Source organism: Priestia sp. FSL R5-0597 (assembly GCF_038006305.1).
Taxonomy (GTDB): Bacteria; Bacillota; Bacilli; order Bacillales; family Bacillaceae_H; genus Priestia; species Priestia zanthoxyli.
Window position 1 is genome coordinate 3,606,525 of record NZ_JBBOUZ010000001.1, and the last position, 14,477, is coordinate 3,621,001.

Here is a 14,477-nt window from a genome sequence, read left to right on the forward strand (position 1 = left end):
AAATAAAGATTTACTTAGCGTTTGTGCTGATATAGTGTTTAATTACTTCATAAACATAGTCTTGGCAAGCGGCTGCTGTATTTGGATTATATTTTCCACCGTTTACTTTGTTGTTAGATAACACTCTGATACCCAAGAATGGAACGTCGTAGCTTCCTGCAATTTGTGCTGCCGCTGCGCCTTCCATTTCTTCTACAGACGTCCCGTACTTAGTATGGAACCACTTAATTCGATCCACTTCGTTATTCCACGTGTCTGCTGATCCTATCGTTCCTTCAACCACTTTACCTTTTTTATATGTATCTTTTACTGCATTTGCAGCCGCAAGTAACTTCTTATCTCCTTCATAATAACGAGCTTTTTCAGCATCAGGATCTTCTCCAGCGCTTCCTTCAGAAGCCATTAAATCCATCGGCTTCCACGCAGTAGGATCCATTCCTTCGCCTTCTTTTTTATCTTCTGTTTTTAAAGAGCCTATATTCGTTGTTCGCTTTCCTAATACAATATCAAACACGTTCAGGTTTTCATCATGCCCGCCCGATGTTCCTTGGTTGATAATTGCTTTAGGATGGTATTTTTCTATAGCTATCGCTGTAGCAGCTGCCGTGTTTTCCATTCCTTTTCCTGTTTTAACCACGATGACTGGATAATTATCGACAGTTCCTTTGTAAAAAACAAAATTCCCTGACTTTTCTTCTTTTACATTTTCTAATTTTTTAGCGAATTTCTGCGCTTCTATCGGCATCGGTCCTTGCACAATAATAGGCTGCTGCTTCTGTTTATCTCCGGCTTCTTTTTTTGAAGCTGAATTACACCCGGCAAGTATAGATAGCAGTAAAACCATACCAATAGTAAATAAAGCACCTGTTTTTAACATCTTGTTTTTCATAGATCGTTACTTTCACTCCATTTCGTTTTGCTGTTTCATACACTCGATGATTGGACAAAAGAAAAAAACCTAGAGCATGTTTCATGGTCTACGTTTTTTAGAGTCAAAGTATAAGAAATTAAGTACGGAATACAGCTTCTGTCTGGGTAAACCGAACATTTTTATACTTTAACTCGTAGTCCAGTTCTTTGAATGGGAACCAGGTAGAGACACTTAGACCATATTTCCAAGCATATACGAGCAATATTTTTCACTTTCTAAATGTATCAAATACAAAATGGTTATTCAATATAAAAAACGAATATTTTAATATTATTTATTTAAATTGTTCGTATTTAACCAATTCTTACTAAATATATGACAAATCCCTATTTCAAAACAAAAAAAACGAACCACTAATCAAAGATTTTGATCAATGGTTCGTTTTTCACTTCGTCTAAAATACTTTTGTCCCAGACTCTTTTTCTACTTACTATTTACCGTTCTACCTTCATTTAACGTTTATTGGCAGCGGTGCATGAGACGCTACAAGCTGCTGTTCACGCATTTCTTCCCAAAAGGCTGCCGGAATTACCGTGTTTAATGCCGCTTTGTCTTCTGCAATACGCTCTGGACGACTGGCCCCAGGAATAACGGCAGCAACCGCTGGATTAGCCAGTGAGAACTGTACAGCAGCAGCCTTAATGCTGATCTGATGACGATCTGCAATGGCTTTGATTTTTTCTACTTTTTCCATAATGTCTGAAGACGCTTTTTGATATTCAAAGTGTGTACCTCCAGCAAGAACGCCTGAGCTGTATGGTCCGCCGACAACGATGTCCATATTATGCTTTACAGCTTCGGGCATCACTCGCTGCAGCGCACGTTCATGATCTAACAGCGTGTATCGGCCAGCGAGCAGCGATACATCAGGCTTTGCTTCTTCTAGCTCCAGCATAATTTCGATTGGTTCCACTCGGTTTACTCCAAGTCCCCATCCTTTTATAACTCCTTCTTCGCGCAAACGTGTAAGCACACGAAATGCGCCCGTTCGAGCAGATTCAAATTGTCCTACCCACTCATCTCCATAAAAATCTTGCGCAACATCATGAATATACACAAAGTCTAAGCGATCTGTTTTTAAACGGTTTAAGCTTTGCTCAATTGAACGAAGAGTTGCATCAGCGCTATAGTCATTAATAATTTTATTTTTACGGCCGAATTCAAAAAGCCCGCCTTTTTCTCCCATATCACGTGAAGATGTGTCTTCCAATTCATCTGAAATGACGCGACCTACCTTTGTACTTAGCACATACTCATCGCGGTTTCTTTTTGATAGTGCTTCACCAAGGCGCATTTCTGCTAAGCCAGCTCCGTAAAGAGGGGCTGCGTCAAAGTATCGGATGCCGCTTTCCCAAGCAGCATCAACCGTTGCGATGGCCTCTTCTTCTGGAATATTGCGATACATATTGCCTAGTGGTGCTGTTCCAAAACCTAGTTTTCCTTGCAGTATCTCTCTCATATGAATAAAACCTCCTGAAATTTTTATACCTCTATTTTAGAATTTGATTCGTATAATCAATTTATTAAATGTCTTATTATTCCCTGACAAAATTTATTATGAAGCATGGAAACACGAAAAAAAAGTACGCACTTTAAAGTAATATGGGAACTAAAAAGTAACCTACTAAGATGCAAATGAGCTTTTTAGACTCTTTTTTCTTTATACCCTTTCTACTTCTTACTCATGCAAACAAACATTTTGCATACAATAAGCAGAAAGCTACTTTATAAATGAGGTGAGAATTTTGAGAGATGAATACTTCAAAAAAATTGAAGATAAGCTCGATAAGCTCGATGAAATGGACGATTCCACAATGAAAGAAGAACAAAAAGATGAGTATTTTCAAAGTTTGCTAGATGATATGGATGATTTGTTAAAAGACATGCGCCAGAGAGAAAAAGACTCCGACCATCTTGTCAGTGAACATATGAAAACGGTTAATGACATATTTGATAACGCAATCAAAAACTTAAAAAAAGACCGAAATTAGCGTTACCATGCTTCTCCTTCTTTTCAATATACTGATTTTTCTGTTTTTTTAATATAAAAACATAGAATTTCATATGTAAAAATGGTATTTTCAGTATACGTAAACTGTAGGAGTGAAAAAAGGAATGAAAAACAGTCACTTTAAAGAACGAGTAAAAACGAAGGAAGAGCTTCGACGTATAGTCGGCGCGCCTAACAAATTGGCACATCAAAAAATAATTCCTTATTTAGATCGACACTGCCGGGAATTTATTAAACATTCCCCTTTTGTTATCATTGCTACAGCTGATCATAAAGGAATTTGCGACAGTTCTCCGCGGGGTAATCACCCTGGTTTTGTACAAGTCGTCGATGAGAAAAGGCTGTTGATTCCAGAGAGGCGCGGCAATCAAAAAGTAGATTCATTGGAAAATATTTTATCTAATCCTCAAATAGGACTGCTTTTTTTGATTCCAGGCGTAGAAGAAACGCTGCGTATTAACGGCAAAGCTTGCATTGTCAAAGAAAAAGCGATGCTTGAAACAATGGCAGTTCACAATAAAGCTCCGCTGCTCGCTATCGGCGTCGAAGTACAAGAATGCTTTCTACACTGCAGCAAAGCGGTCAAACGATCAAAACTGTGGAACCCAGAATCTTGGGAAAGAGTCGAAACACTTCCTTCCGCAGCTAAAATAGTCGCAGAACACGCAGGCTTTTCCACCCTAGAAAGCCGCAACGATCCCGAAGGAAGCAAAACTTAGCACCTCTATGAAAAAAAGCCGCTATAATGCGGCTTTTATCATTTTACCATCAAAGAAAGTATACCTCCGGCAATGATCAGAACGGGTAACAAAGCAAGAAGCACGCCCTTTTTCGAAGACCCTGTGTATTCATGATCACCATAGGCGCGGCCTGCTCTCAAATCGACTTTCACCTGAGATTCTTCTTTTTTATGTTCTTTTTTCATCCTCTTTGCCTCCTAGCGGCATTTGAGCGTCGATTTGCTTGATATGATGCTCCAAATGAGCGATATAATCTTTAGCCAACCACTGGAGCGAAACGAACTTTCCATCTCCTAGTTCGAATTGATACATATGCTTTTCTATTGGTATATGCAAAAGAACGGAAGCAATTTGCTTATTTAAGCTGCTCCATAGGGCAACTACTTCTTCCATGGACGTATCTTGATAGTGCTGCAGCTCTACCCATTCATCTTGTTTGTAAGGTAACAGGGCCAAAGGTGTTTTTTCATGTTGAACGTTGATAAAGCGCTGTAAATTGTGAATGGCTGAGTCACATAAGTGCCCCACAATTTCTTTTGGTGACCATTTCTTAGGAACAGGACGGTTTGACGCCGCTGCTTCAGAGAGTACCTCAAGCTTTTTAGGAAGCTTTACCACCCATTCATTTAACTGAACAATCGTCGTTTCCATGTTCATTTCTCCTTTAAGCACGTTTTTTTCAAAAACCTTCCCCATATAATATTCATCGACTAATTTTTCATCTACAACGAGTGAACATACTTTTTTCCCTTCTATTTCAAAACCCATCTTTTTATACAGCGAAATGGCCGGTTCATTGTGGGCCATCACCGTTAGCTCTACTCGTTTAATGCCGCTCTGCGCTGCCCATTTCTCCATTTCTTTAAACAACGAAGTGCCGATGCCCCGGTTTCCGTAAGATTGAAGCACCCCAACAGCTAAGTATGCGCTGTGTGTTTTTCGCTTAACGCTTCCGCCAATCACAGATAGGTGACCAACAAGCTGTCCGTCTTGTTCCGCCACTAAAATGGTCGAGTTCGGCATTTTTAAAAAAGTGATAATCATTTTTTTCTGCTGTTCAAGCGTAGTCGCACGCTCATTTTCCTCGTACAGCATATAGGCGGTTTCTTTATCAAGCTTTTTATTTAACGTTAAAAAAGCGGCTGCATCGGAAACTAAAATTTCTCGAATCACGTTTACCCCTGCTTTCGTAAATAGTAGTTAACTAGAAAAAAACGTTAAAAAGCGGATGATATCATGACACACGCGGTGAACGTTTTCCTAGAAACGCAGTGAAGATGAAGCATATACTAAAAGCGACGGCTGAGACGAAAAAGCCAAGCATCCATCCTAAAGCTCGCATAAACGTATCTTCATTGGGATACAGAGGCTTAACGCTTAGCCACTGGTTCACCATAATCAATGCCAATATTAAATAAAAGCTGCTTCCTGTTAAAGCCATTTTAAGACGGTTTTTAAATGACCCTGTCCACGCTGTACTAAAAGCGCTCCACGTGAAAATACTTACAATCGTCGCTAAAAACATAAGAACAAGATGTAAATAAGGGATATCTGTAAACATAAGAAGATAGAGTAAAAATATCGTAGTGCCAAAATATAAAGCATTAATGCCAAACAAATAGCCTCCGCTCAGCCAATGGTTTTGAAACCACTTTTTCTTGCTGAGACGTTCTACCACTCCGCTGGGAACCCACAGCGTACGCGAAAAAATAATCATCGCCAGCACAAGTATCATGCCGACCAAAAAGAATGTTGACACTTTTTCATCAACCTTTCTATTTAAAGTAAATATGGTTAATTATACAATTAATAACAAAATTAAACTATTGTTTTTTTACTAATGAAGAGCTGAAACAAACGTATTTTATTAGTGGTAGGGAAATTTGAACGATGCATTGAGATTCTTGGTAGAGAATTAAATTCTTTCGGATTTTTTATGGATAGGCTGAATGTAAGTTTTATGTAGGTAGCTGCTTCTAGCTGTTGATTGGAGGGCAAGGCGAAGACTCCTGCGGGAAAAGCGGAACAGGTGAGACCCCGCAGAAGCGTAAGCGACGAGGAGGCTCACCGGCCGCCCGCAGAAAGCGAAGCCTTGCACGGAAATTAACAGCGGTGTCACAAACAATTCATATGAGCGTATTTATCCTATTTGTTCGTCTTTCAATGGGAGTAATTTAGAGATGTCTTAATCTCTATTTACATTCTTCCTCCAGTAAACGGATTGATTTCTCCTGTTAAATCACGTCCTGCTTTCTTTTCTTCGTAAGCAATGCGCTTGCCAATCGCAATTTTATTCCAAATTAGTGGCACCCAAATACACGCTCCGAAAAAAATCATCCAAAAAAGTTCTCCCATTTCTTCCACCCTTTCATTTTTTGCTTTTATTTTGAAGACAATAAGAAACGCGCATACGGTTTTTATTCTTGATTTGAATCACTCATGCCGTATGAAAAGAAATAAACCAGGACTGATAAAGCCATTACGTAAGCGGTCCAAGCCGCTAGTAAAATGGCGTACTGATGATTGATAAAAAACACTCCGCTTGAAATCAGCAGCAGTATAAAACTAATCCATTTTATTTTTTTCATTGCTCTATCCCCTTTACTTAACCTTTTACAGTAAGTTTCTTATTGTCTACTTGTTATTACGGACAAACTGTATAAAAGTTCCATTTTTTTAAAAATAACCGAAAAAGAATTTGATAAAACGTTCAACTATCGATTATCATATACCTTAAAGTAAGCTTTACGATTCATAAGTGGGAGTGAACAATCTTGTCTTATAGCATGAAAGAAATGAATGAAAAAACCGGGCTTTCCGCACCGACTTTGCGCTATTATGAAAAAGAAGGAATCCTTCCTTTTGTAGAACGTGATGAAAATGGAAAGCGCCTCTATAACGATACGAATATTGAGTGGATCCGTTTTATCTTAGCTCTGCGCTCAACTGGCATGCCGCTTGCAGAAATCAAGCGCTATGTAGAGCTCTATAAACAAGGGGAAAGCACGATTAAAGAACGAAAAAACATGATGCTTCAGCACAAAGAAGCGGTAGAAGAAGAAATGGCCAAAACCTTTAAATACCTCGAGCAAATTAACTACAAGTTGGCTTTGTACGACTCACTAGAAGCAAGGTTAGAGCAAAAAGAAATTAAAATATAAACACAAAAGTCCGCAGGTGCACCTGCGGACTTTTTATTAATACAGTGAATTTACGGTGTTTAGCAGTTCTTCTGACCATGTCCAATCGCTGATTTCAACTGCATCTGTTACGTGGTGCAATTTACTAGCTCCGATAATGCTTGATGTCACAGCGGGCTGATTTAGCACCCATGAAAGAGCAAACTGAGACAAGCTTACTTCATGTTGTTCTGCTAGCTTGCGATACTGCTCCACCAGCTGAAAGTTTCGGGCAGTAAAGTAGTTTCGCAGTAGCTTTTCACCATGTGCAGCACGGCTTTCTGGCGGCACGTCATTTGGTGTTTTATATTTGCCTGAAAGCATGCCACGCGCTAACGGACTGTATACCATAACGCCTACACCTTCGGATTGACTAAACGGCAGCAGCTCTTGTTCAATTTCACGAGAGAGAAGATTGTACTGAGGCTGAACGGAAATAAATTTTTCAAGATTCATGTTGTCACTAATATGATGAGACTTTGCGATTTGCCACGCGGCATAATTGGAGCAGCCAATATAACGAACTTTGCCTTGACGAACTAAATCATCTAGCGTGCGAAGCGTTTCTTCAATAGGTGTATGGTGATCAAAAAGATGAACTTGATAAAGATCGATGTAGTCCGTCTGCAGTCGTCGCAGCTGATTATCAACTTCTCTCATAATATGTGTACGTGAAAGACCTTTATCATTTTTGCCTTTTCCTACGGCAATGCCGACTTTTGTTGCAAGCACAACATCATCTCGTTTTCCTTTTAACGTGCGTCCAATAATTTCTTCAGATTCCCCTGTGCCATATCTAAACTCTTCATCCTGCCCTTTTCCGTAATAGTTGGCTGTGTCAATGAAGTTAATTCCGTTTTCAATGGCGCTATGTAAAATAGCTGCCGACGCTTTTTCGTCAATCCATCGTCCAAACGCCATGGTACCTAGACATAAATTTGATACTTCCAGACCTGTTGTTCCAAGCTTTCGATATTGCATCGATACCCTCTCCTTTTTATTTCTGTTTATAGTCACTATTATCATACACCTTAATGTGCACTTTAAGACAAGCCGCAGCATGCATACATCTATAAAAAACGGTTAGAAGCAGCAGTGCTTCTAACCGTTTTTAGTTCATTTATATTACCATTCTTGGTGTACAGGACGAATGATCATTTCGTTTACCGCCACACCAGCTGGCTCTTCGATCGCAAACGCAATCGCGCGTGCGATGCTTTCCACTTCAATTGCACCTTTATAAAATTCATCGATACCTGATTTTAAATCTGTATCCGTGATCGTTTCTTTTAATTCAGTTGCGATCGCTCCTGGAGAAATATTTGTTGCACGAATGTTGCTTCCGCCAGCTGATTCTTCTAGACGAAGACCTTCTGTGATCGCTTTAACCGCAAATTTGGTTGCACTGTACACGGCACTTCCAGCACCTACAGCATGTCCAGCTACAGAAGACAAGTTAATCACATGTCCATCTTTTTGCTCTCTCATCGCTGGAAGAACTGCTGAGATTCCGTAAAGAACACCTTTAATGTTCACATCAATCATTGTATTCCACTCATCTACTTTTTGGTTGCGTAGAAGAGATAATGGCATAAGACCAGCGTTGTTCACAAGCACATCAATACGTCCAAATGCTGAAAGCGCATCTTGTGCTAGCTCTTGCATTTGTTCGTGAGACGTTACGTCTACTACTTTGTAGATCGCTTCTCCGCCGTTTGCTTTAATATCTTCTTGTAATGCTTTTAAACGATCTTCACGGCGAGCTGCTAAAACAAGCTTTGCTCCTTTTGCTGAAAGCTCTTTTGCTGTTGCTTCGCCGATTCCGCTAGAAGCACCTGTAATAATGACTACTTTACCTTGTGTATTAGACATAACTGATAACCAATCCTTTCGTTTGATAAGCTTTTTATAAACCAACATCACTTATCATTTTTGTTTTTGTAAAAACTTATACAACAAGCTTACCGGTTAAAGTTCTCTTTAACGCAACAGTTTTATTAAAATTTTTTTTAGTGTTGTTCTTCATTCCTTCAAAGCCTTGTCAACCAAGGGATTACATGCTTCATATTTTCAAACATAAAGCAGCTATTATACGAAAAACGCCCCCAATGACATACGCAGCATTACGCTAGGCCAATATGTACGTGTCCCTTTTCTGCCTTGTCACAGAAGCGGTTTTGAGCATTTATTTTTATGTTTTTCTTGTTATAGGTACCTTCAAGTACACTTTATCTGTTTCGCTTATTTTTTTACAATCCGCTTCTTCATTAGACATAATATGGTAAGATAAATCCATAGCTTACACATTATCGAAACTACATTAAGCTGCCGCCGTTAAAATCACGGCAATTCCATTAAAACAAGCGTGAATGATCATACTAGGGAGCAACGACTTTGTTTTTTCGTACACCCAAGCGAATACGAGACCTGAAAAAAAGTTAACGGGCAAGGTATTGTACGTTGGAATATGCACCAGCATAAAGATAAACGAACTTCCTGCCAATCCAAATACAATCCCTCCTTTACGTTTCAGCCATGTATAAAAAAAACCTCGGTAAATAATCTCTTCATAAAAAGGTGAGATCACAGCGGCTGAAACAAAAGCAAGTATAAATGAAAACAGCGACAGGTCATGCTGTAAACTGGCTGTTTTTTTATTTTCATACGTCATACCAAACCATTCCATGAGTACAACAATTGCCACACTTCCTAAGATCAGCACAAAAAGCCAAAAAAGAATGAGCGGCCAGTGACGTTTTGAAAACGATTGAAAACCAATTTTTCTATCACCAGCCTGCACCATCAGCCCATACAGAGCTGATAAAAACACAGCTGCCATAACAAACCCAGTAGCTGTTCCAGCATAAAGATCATTTTTTAACAGGGAATGTAAAGCATCCTGCAATATGCCTTCAATTAAGATAGGCACACCAACAAACGTGACGACTAGCATAATTACAAATGATTTTATTGTCCATAATCCTTGATTTTGTTTTTTCAATTTACTTCGCCTCCCTTTTACCTATATTCAGTGTAAAAGGTGACGTAACGTTACCTGCAAGCATTTTTTTGGAGGGATTAAACATGATTTATTTTTCTACGGGGCAAGCCGCTAAAAAATTAGGACTCACGGTGCGTACGCTTCGTTACTACGATCAAATCGGATTGCTTCATCCATCGTCAAAAGCCGAAAATGGAAAACGCTCCTACTCAGAAACGGACTTAGTCACACTAGAGAAAATTACCCTGTTAAAAAACTTAGCCGTTCCTTTGCGAGATATTGAACTTATTCTTCATCAAGTAAGTATTGATGAACTTTTAGCGATTCATCAGCAAAAACTTCAGCAGAAAGCTTCAGAAATTCAGCGAGCTTTAGAACACACCCACACTCTTCGCAACAGTATAAAAATAGAAGGTGAACTAAACTGGAAGCAGCTCCTTCCTTTAGTTCACAATCAGCCTACTACACAAAGCAGCTGGACTGATCTGCTTTCAATAGAAGAAAGTGAGATTCTGCAGCGTGATATGCCTAAACTGGAGAATGAGAGCGCTGATAAATGGATCAGCATCATTAAACGAATTCAGCTGTGTTTAAAGCATCAGCGTTCACCACAGTCTGAAGATGGCCAGCTGATTGCGGCGGATATACTACTTTTATCAAGTGAGCTATTTGGCCCTCATACCGATTTAGAGAAAGCCTTTTGGGATATTCGCAAATCTCCTGAGGCATCCAGTTCACTTAATCTCTATCCTATTGACAGCGAAGTCCTTCAATTTATTGAAGATGCGATTATTTTTTACGAACAACACATAAAGGAATGAAAGTATTGAAAAAAGAAAAGCTGTTTGCTAATTCTTCTTATAAAAAATTATTTATTTCAAGTACTGCGGCAAGCTTCGGAGATTTATTTGATATGTTTGCGGTGATGACGCTTTTTACATACGTGTGGCACGCAAATTCCCTCTGGATTACGCTTATTCCTGTCGCGTACGCTTTGCCTAGCATCCTGCTAAGTCAAGCAGCTGGAAATTTAGCAGACCGCTGCAATAAAGTACAGCTGATGTTTCTGTCTGAACTAGTCCGTCTTCTGTTTACATGTCTGTTATTTTTCACAAATGAACCGCTTTTGGCACTAGGGGTGCTGACGCTGCGCTCTATGAGTTCTGTTATGAAAGTGCCCGCACAGCTCGCTTACGTTCGAGAAGTGGCCAAAGAAGACCAGCTGCTGCAGGCCTCTACTTTACAAAACATTATGTTTCAAATTGCCAAAGTTGTGGGACCGTTTCTCGGAGCCGCCGCGCTGACGTTTACAACACCTAAAGCATGTATTTTAGTTAACGCCGCAGCTTGTATGATTTCTATCGGCGTGCTGTTTTCACTTAAAAAAGCAGGTAAAAATATTCAAGGGCAAGCTGCTCGTTCTTCCCATCAACCGAAAGAAACGTACTCAAACGGCTGGAAACTCGTTTTTCAGCACCCGATTCTTTTACGTGTCGTTGTTTTGTTTCACGTTTCATACTTTGTCATCATGCTTGTTGATGCTCAAATTAGCATCTTTCTTCGAGATGTGCTCCCTCATAACCCGGAAATGCTCGGCTGGCTGCTTTCTGGAATCGGGCTGGGAGCGCTAGCAACAGGAGTGTATCTTAATCGAAAAAAACAGGTTCACCATCCATTTAGACTTTTATCACTTGGACTGCTTCTATTTGGAGGTTCTTTATTTTTTATTAGCTGCTTTAACCCAGCCGTTATGTCGCGCTATTTTATTTTGATTGCTGCACCTATCGGTGGCGCCGGAGTTGGACTTAATTTGCTGCTGTTTAACTATATCGTTCAAAAGTACAGTGACAAAGAGCATCTAGGGAAAGTGTACGGATTCATTAACACCTTAACGAGCGCCGTTTTACTTACTGCTCCTGTTCTTGGAGGCATGGTCGTAAAGCTTGCAGGTGCTCAGACGACTTTTTTAACGGCGGCAATCATCGTAGTAGTCGTTGGATTTGTGAGTATGGTGATGCCGCTGCGTGATAAACCGGAAAGAAACGTTCAGATTGACGCATAAAAAATATCTTTCCTTATTCCCCTGCAGCTGGCTGGATTTTAGGGACACTGCTTTTGCTAGGAAACTCTTTTTATACGAGAAGATACTTACATAGAAGAACAGCCCAAAAGTAAATATCAGTCCGGAGCCGTATATACAAACCTTCATTCGGTTATGGTAAAATAGATAAGCAAAAACTGGATGTAAGGAGATTTTTAGTTTGAAAACGGGATTAATATCTGGCATTATATCTTTAATTATTGTGATTATCATTTCTATTACAGCAGGCAACTGGCAGTATATTTACTATATTTCAGGCCCTCTTGGCATATTACTTACGGCAATTGCACTCGTAACCTTACTGGATACATTTCGATTTGAAACAAGAGGACCTTACTTTACCCCGGTCCGGCAGCGAGAGGATACAGAATGGATGAAACGTTTTATTATTGCAGCTGTTCCTCATTTAGTTGCTTCTTGTATTTGTATTTTATTTTTATAGAGCTCAAAAAAAGGTTAAAACATAACGAAATGAAGCTAACCTAAAGACGAATAAATGAGATACATGAGCTGAACCGCTTGTTACACCGCAGTTGATTTCCGTGCAAGGCTTCGCTTTCCGCGGGCGGCTGCTGAGCCTCCTCGTCGCTTGGCTCCTGTGGGGTCTCACCTCTTCTGCTTGTCCCGCAGGAGTCTTCGCCTTGCCCTCCAATCAACTGCTAGAAGGAACGAAACAGATAAAACTATATTCACCATCGTAAAAAAAACGAACCACTAATCAAACATGTTAATTAGTGGTTCGTTTTTCACTTGCGCTAAAGTACTTTTGTCACAGCTTCTTTTCTCATTTACGAAATGCCGCGCGACATACCGTAATAATCAATACGGTAGTCCACAGATCCCTCTGCAAATACATTTACAGCTGATTTAGAATCTTTTTTCGGGAATACGCGGGAAGTGAAGACAATTTTACCGCCGTTTATATAAATTTCGACAATGCTTTTGTCGACAAATACGCGAACATCGACTTCATTTGACGCTGTCCATTTTTCAGAGCGAACGACACCGTATTCCGTTGCATATTGATGGTGGAATGAAGAGCGGTCAAGTCTCACTTCTTGCTTTTCTGTATCAAACACAAGGCGAAGCTCTTCTTCTTTACTATTAAACAGCTCTAAACCAAACTGTTTGGCCCCTATCTCGCGGAACGTCATATTGATTTCATAGGCATTGTTTGTTGCTTCATCAATAATCACTTCTTCATTTTTTAGCGTGCCTCTAAAATGAACCGCTTGATCTCGAAGCTTATTTAACTCTTCTACAGGCTTTTGAACAAGTTCATTTCCTTCAAGCGAAAGCTCACGAGGAAGCGTTAAGGCATGGGCCCATCCATATTCGTCTGACGGATAGTCAACGTCCGGGTTTCCAATCCATGCAAACAGCAAGCGACGCCCGCTTTCATCTTGGAACGTTTGCGGTGCATAAAAGTCAAACCCTTTATCAATTTCACGGTAATACTCCATTTCAAACGTTAAACTTTCCACATCAAAGGTTCCCACCGCGTAAATCACATTATAAATATTATGAAAATCGTGGCCCTCCGCTTTGATTCCTTGCGGTGAAAAGACAAACACGTCTTTTCCGTCCAGTTTAAAGTAATCCGGGCACTCCCACATATAGCCAAAGTCAGGAAGCGATGTTTTAACTTCGCCTTTAAATGACCACTGAAGCGCATCGCTTGATTCATACACAATTAATGCGCCCGTTTCGTTTTCACGCTGAGCGCCTAGCAGCATATAATATGTATCATTTTCTTTCCATACTTTCGGATCGCGCACATGTCCTGTATACCCATCAGGAACGCCTCGTACAGCTGGATTATGCGTGTATTTTTCTACACTTCCATCCCTGTTTAGCATCGCGATACACTGATTAGCAGAACGTGAGCCGTCTTCGTATTTTACATTCCCCGTATAAAACAGCAGCCCTTGACCATCTTTTTTGATAGCGCCGCCTGAGTATGCGCCGTGCGATTCATATTCTTCCGTTGGCGTTAGGGCAACCGGAAGGCGTTCCCACGTTACTAAATCCGTAGATTTCACATGAGCCCAGTGCTTCATTCCATGCATCGCACCGTACGGATACCACTGATAAAACACGTGATATTCACCGTTTAATTGAATCAATCCGTTTGGATCATTCATCAGCCCGTACTGTGGATGAATATGATAAATCGGCTGCCAGCTGTCTTTGATTGCTTTGTCTTTTAATGCTTCTAACTCTCCAGATTTTGCTTCTAAAATCGTTCTGTACTTCGATTCAGCCATTTCTTCAATCCCTCCAGCATTTAAAAAAAGAGAACGTATTCCCCTTGCCCTCTATGATATAAAATTTCAAGTGAAAATGCTACCAAAGAACGAATGTTGTCGTTTTCTTGTGTCGGATTTTATAGATAAGTTTTTTTCTGTTTTTATAGCAGAAAAGAAGGTTTTTCTGTCAGGTGGTTGAATACTATATACAATCAAATTTCACCAGCCTGTACGAGCGTCCGACGGCACTTGCAGATTTTTTTAG

Annotated in this window: 18 protein-coding genes, 1 pseudogene and 1 riboswitch; of the genes and pseudogenes, 7 read left to right on the forward strand and 12 right to left on the reverse strand. The window is 40.0% G+C overall.

The window, feature by feature from the left end:
• Nucleotides 1–10: 10 nt before the first annotated feature.
• Both MKX72_RS18970 and MKX72_RS18975 read right to left on the reverse strand, forming a co-directional pair.
• The gene (locus MKX72_RS18970) at nt 11–889 is read right to left on the reverse strand and encodes a 5'-methylthioadenosine/S-adenosylhomocysteine nucleosidase (RefSeq protein WP_033579961.1); all 879 of its coding nucleotides are present in this window, start codon (nt 887–889) and stop codon (nt 11–13) included.
• A gap of 156 nt (nt 890–1,045) precedes the next feature.
• Nucleotides 1,046–1,149, reverse strand: a riboswitch (purine riboswitch).
• A gap of 230 nt (nt 1,150–1,379) precedes the next feature.
• Nucleotides 1,380–2,390 carry an aldo/keto reductase gene (locus tag MKX72_RS18975; protein WP_033579960.1) on the reverse strand — a complete coding sequence of 337 codons (1,011 nt, stop codon included), beginning with the start codon at nt 2,388–2,390 and terminating at the stop codon, nt 1,380–1,382.
• Between the two features lie 277 nt (nt 2,391–2,667).
• Between MKX72_RS18975 and MKX72_RS18980 the strand changes: the two genes are divergently transcribed.
• Both MKX72_RS18980 and MKX72_RS18985 read left to right on the forward strand, forming a co-directional pair.
• Complete coding sequence (locus MKX72_RS18980) at nt 2,668–2,922, forward strand: hypothetical protein (protein ID WP_258524412.1); 255 nt, start codon at nt 2,668–2,670, stop codon at nt 2,920–2,922.
• Between the two features lie 124 nt (nt 2,923–3,046).
• The gene (locus MKX72_RS18985) at nt 3,047–3,661 is read left to right on the forward strand and encodes a pyridoxamine 5'-phosphate oxidase family protein (RefSeq protein ID WP_155007722.1); all 615 of its coding nucleotides are present in this window, start codon (nt 3,047–3,049) and stop codon (nt 3,659–3,661) included.
• Nucleotides 3,662–3,699: 38 nt separating this feature from the next.
• Here the strand turns inward: MKX72_RS18985 and MKX72_RS18990 are convergent, their stop codons facing one another.
• The 4 genes and pseudogenes from MKX72_RS18990 to MKX72_RS19005 form a co-directional block, all read right to left on the reverse strand.
• Nucleotides 3,700–3,867 carry a hypothetical protein gene (locus tag MKX72_RS18990; protein WP_186808507.1) on the reverse strand — a complete coding sequence of 56 codons (168 nt, stop codon included), beginning with the start codon at nt 3,865–3,867 and terminating at the stop codon, nt 3,700–3,702.
• Complete coding sequence (locus MKX72_RS18995; RefSeq protein ID WP_340760974.1) at nt 3,851–4,378, reverse strand: DinB family protein; 528 nt, start codon at nt 4,376–4,378, stop codon at nt 3,851–3,853. The genes MKX72_RS18990 and MKX72_RS18995 overlap by 17 nt, the downstream gene beginning before the upstream one ends.
• Nucleotides 4,361–4,855: pseudogene (locus MKX72_RS19000) on the reverse strand (GNAT family N-acetyltransferase); the annotation flags it as partial. The gene MKX72_RS18995 and the pseudogene MKX72_RS19000, both read right to left, overlap by 18 nt.
• 61 nt (nt 4,856–4,916) lie before the next feature.
• Nucleotides 4,917–5,441, reverse strand: coding sequence for a hypothetical protein (locus MKX72_RS19005; protein WP_155007721.1), 525 nt, complete (start codon nt 5,439–5,441; stop codon nt 4,917–4,919).
• Nucleotides 5,442–5,665: 224 nt separating this feature from the next.
• On the opposite strand from MKX72_RS19005, the gene MKX72_RS19010 reads away from it, so the two are divergent.
• A complete protein-coding gene (locus MKX72_RS19010; protein ID WP_186808506.1) occupies nt 5,666–5,860 on the forward strand; it encodes a hypothetical protein in 195 nt (64 codons plus the stop codon).
• 18 nt (nt 5,861–5,878) lie between these two features.
• Here MKX72_RS19010 and MKX72_RS19015 read toward each other — a convergent pair whose 3' ends face one another.
• Entirely contained in the window at nt 5,879–6,037 is a 159-nt protein-coding gene (locus MKX72_RS19015) for a hypothetical protein (RefSeq protein ID WP_162200723.1), read from the reverse strand.
• Between the two features lie 62 nt (nt 6,038–6,099).
• Nucleotides 6,100–6,270: a hypothetical protein gene (locus tag MKX72_RS19020; RefSeq protein WP_186808505.1), complete on the reverse strand. Its 171-nt coding sequence runs from the start codon at nt 6,268–6,270 to the stop codon at nt 6,100–6,102.
• A gap of 186 nt (nt 6,271–6,456) precedes the next feature.
• Here MKX72_RS19020 and MKX72_RS19025 point away from each other — a divergent pair, with 186 nt between their 5' ends.
• On the forward strand, nt 6,457–6,843 hold the full coding sequence (locus MKX72_RS19025) for a MerR family transcriptional regulator (protein ID WP_033579956.1): 387 nt from the start codon (nt 6,457–6,459) through the stop codon (nt 6,841–6,843).
• Nucleotides 6,844–6,879: 36 nt separating this feature from the next.
• Here MKX72_RS19025 and MKX72_RS19030 read toward each other — a convergent pair whose 3' ends face one another.
• The 3 genes from MKX72_RS19030 to MKX72_RS19040 form a co-directional block, all read right to left on the reverse strand.
• Nucleotides 6,880–7,842: an aldo/keto reductase gene (locus MKX72_RS19030; protein ID WP_155007719.1), complete on the reverse strand. Its 963-nt coding sequence runs from the start codon at nt 7,840–7,842 to the stop codon at nt 6,880–6,882.
• 144 nt (nt 7,843–7,986) lie between these two features.
• Complete coding sequence (locus MKX72_RS19035; RefSeq protein ID WP_154989864.1) at nt 7,987–8,733, reverse strand: SDR family oxidoreductase; 747 nt, start codon at nt 8,731–8,733, stop codon at nt 7,987–7,989.
• 448 nt (nt 8,734–9,181) lie between these two features.
• Nucleotides 9,182–9,862: a CPBP family intramembrane glutamic endopeptidase gene (locus MKX72_RS19040; RefSeq protein ID WP_155007718.1), complete on the reverse strand. Its 681-nt coding sequence runs from the start codon at nt 9,860–9,862 to the stop codon at nt 9,182–9,184.
• An 83-nt stretch (nt 9,863–9,945) separates the two neighbouring features.
• On the opposite strand from MKX72_RS19040, the gene MKX72_RS19045 reads away from it, so the two are divergent.
• The 3 genes from MKX72_RS19045 to MKX72_RS19055 all read left to right on the forward strand — a co-directional run bounded on the left by MKX72_RS19045 (nt 9,946) and on the right by MKX72_RS19055 (nt 12,405).
• Complete coding sequence (locus MKX72_RS19045; protein ID WP_049166009.1) at nt 9,946–10,683, forward strand: MerR family transcriptional regulator; 738 nt, start codon at nt 9,946–9,948, stop codon at nt 10,681–10,683.
• Complete coding sequence (locus MKX72_RS19050) at nt 10,680–11,924, forward strand: MFS transporter (RefSeq protein WP_235918724.1); 1,245 nt, start codon at nt 10,680–10,682, stop codon at nt 11,922–11,924. The genes MKX72_RS19045 and MKX72_RS19050 overlap by 4 nt, the downstream gene beginning before the upstream one ends.
• A 199-nt stretch (nt 11,925–12,123) precedes the next feature.
• Nucleotides 12,124–12,405, forward strand: coding sequence for a hypothetical protein (locus MKX72_RS19055; protein ID WP_028414975.1), 282 nt, complete (start codon nt 12,124–12,126; stop codon nt 12,403–12,405).
• Between the two features lie 346 nt (nt 12,406–12,751).
• Here MKX72_RS19055 and MKX72_RS19060 read toward each other — a convergent pair whose 3' ends face one another.
• On the reverse strand, nt 12,752–14,230 hold the full coding sequence (locus MKX72_RS19060; RefSeq protein ID WP_049166011.1) for a glycoside hydrolase family 32 protein: 1,479 nt from the start codon (nt 14,228–14,230) through the stop codon (nt 12,752–12,754).
• Nucleotides 14,231–14,477 lie beyond the last annotated feature (247 nt).

What these genes read in the sequence shown, in the direction of transcription:
- MKX72_RS19050 (WP_235918724.1), top strand. Translation starts at nt 10,680, where the DNA reads ATGAAAGTATTGAAAAAAGAAAAGCTGTTTGCTAATTCTTCTTATAAA.
- MKX72_RS19035 (WP_154989864.1), bottom strand. Translation starts at nt 8,733, where the DNA reads ATGTCTAATACACAAGGTAAAGTAGTCATTATTACAGGTGCTTCTAGC.
- MKX72_RS18985 (WP_155007722.1), top strand. Translation starts at nt 3,047, where the DNA reads ATGAAAAACAGTCACTTTAAAGAACGAGTAAAAACGAAGGAAGAGCTT.
- MKX72_RS19015 (WP_162200723.1), bottom strand. Translation starts at nt 6,037, where the DNA reads ATGGGAGAACTTTTTTGGATGATTTTTTTCGGAGCGTGTATTTGGGTG.
- MKX72_RS18990 (WP_186808507.1), bottom strand. Translation starts at nt 3,867, where the DNA reads ATGAAAAAAGAACATAAAAAAGAAGAATCTCAGGTGAAAGTCGATTTG.
- MKX72_RS18995 (WP_340760974.1), bottom strand. Translation starts at nt 4,378, where the DNA reads ATGGGGAAGGTTTTTGAAAAAAACGTGCTTAAAGGAGAAATGAACATG.
- MKX72_RS19060 (WP_049166011.1), bottom strand. Translation starts at nt 14,230, where the DNA reads ATGGCTGAATCGAAGTACAGAACGATTTTAGAAGCAAAATCTGGAGAG.
- MKX72_RS19020 (WP_186808505.1), bottom strand. Translation starts at nt 6,270, where the DNA reads ATGAAAAAAATAAAATGGATTAGTTTTATACTGCTGCTGATTTCAAGC.
- MKX72_RS19030 (WP_155007719.1), bottom strand. Translation starts at nt 7,842, where the DNA reads ATGCAATATCGAAAGCTTGGAACAACAGGTCTGGAAGTATCAAATTTA.
- MKX72_RS18970 (WP_033579961.1), bottom strand. Translation starts at nt 889, where the DNA reads ATGAAAAACAAGATGTTAAAAACAGGTGCTTTATTTACTATTGGTATG.
- MKX72_RS18975 (WP_033579960.1), bottom strand. Translation starts at nt 2,390, where the DNA reads ATGAGAGAGATACTGCAAGGAAAACTAGGTTTTGGAACAGCACCACTA.
- MKX72_RS19045 (WP_049166009.1), top strand. Translation starts at nt 9,946, where the DNA reads ATGATTTATTTTTCTACGGGGCAAGCCGCTAAAAAATTAGGACTCACG.